The following is a 1,193-nucleotide window of genomic DNA, read 5'->3' on the forward strand; positions in this document are numbered from 1 at the left end:
CTAGTGCCGCGTCTGGATAGCTTGCTGCGGTAATCGGGTGTCGGCTTGCTCCGGCGTCGGGGACCGGTGATGCTGCCGGTGGAGGTGGTGCCGGTGGCTCGGAAGCCGGATGTGTTCGTCAGAGCTGTGACCCAGGAAGAGGGCCGCAAGCTGGCCCAGATCGCCCGCCGCAGCAAGCAGCCGGTCCGGATGCGGAGGGCGGTGGTGGTGATGGCCTCAGCGCAGCGTCAGCCGGTCGGGTTGATCGCGAAGCTGATGCAGGTGTCGGAATCGTATGTGCGGCAAGTGATCCACGACTTCAACGAGAAGGGTTTCGAAGCACTGGACCCAAAATGGAGCGGGGGCAGACCGGCGAAGACCGATCGAGCGACGCGTGATCGAATCTGTCAGATCGCCCGGTGCTGCCCCCGTGACCTGGGCTGGCCGTTCGCGACGTGGAGCCTGTCGAAGCTGGCGGAAGTGTTGCGGATCAACAAGATTGCCGATGTCAGCCGCGAAACCGTCCGGCGGATCCTGAAGGCCGGTGGAGTGTCGTGGCAGGCCACCAAGACCTGGAAGGCGAGCAATGACCCGGACTTCCAGGACAAGATGGCGCGGGTGCTCGACTTCTACGACCACCCGCCCACCGACGGGCGCGTGGTCTGTGTGGACGAATTCGGGCCACTCAACCTGCAACCGAGGTCAGGCCGCGGCTGGTTCCCGAAACGCCGCCCGGCCAGGCTGCGGGCCACCTACAACCGCACCCAGGGCGTTCGGCACATGTTCGGCGCGCTCGACCTGGCCACCGGGCAGCTGTACTACCGCATCCGCGACCGGAAACGCTGGACAGAGTTCCTGACGTTTCTGAAATCCCTGCGGACCCGATGGCCCGGTGAGAAGTTGTACCTGATCCTGGACAACTACTCCGTTCACAAGCGCCGCGAAGTGCGCGAATGGTGCGCCGTCAACCAAGTCGAGCTGGTGTTCCTACCGACATATTCGTCCTGGTTGAACAGGATCGAATGTGAGTTCGCCGCCCTGCGGTACTTCGCGCTCAACGGCACCGACCACCGCAGCCACAGCGAACAGGACGACGCGATCGCCGACTACATCCGCTGGCGTAACCAGCACACCGCACCGATCCGAGACTTCGCCGTCGGTTCCAAGATCCGGTACCCGGATTACCTAACCGACGTTGCGTGACGCGGCACTAG

General features: G+C 64.0%; 1 protein-coding gene. It reads left to right on the top strand.

The window, feature by feature from the left end; genetic code table 11:
- Positions 1 to 93: 93 nt before the first annotated feature.
- Entirely contained in the window at positions 94 to 1,182 is a 1,089-nt protein-coding gene (locus tag AB0H61_RS39045; protein ID WP_357313998.1) for an IS630 family transposase, read from the top strand.
- The last annotated feature ends 11 nt before the right edge of the window (positions 1,183 to 1,193 follow it).

The organism is Nocardia sp. NPDC050710 (genome assembly GCF_040654375.1).
Taxonomy (GTDB): Bacteria; Actinomycetota; Actinomycetes; order Mycobacteriales; family Mycobacteriaceae; genus Nocardia.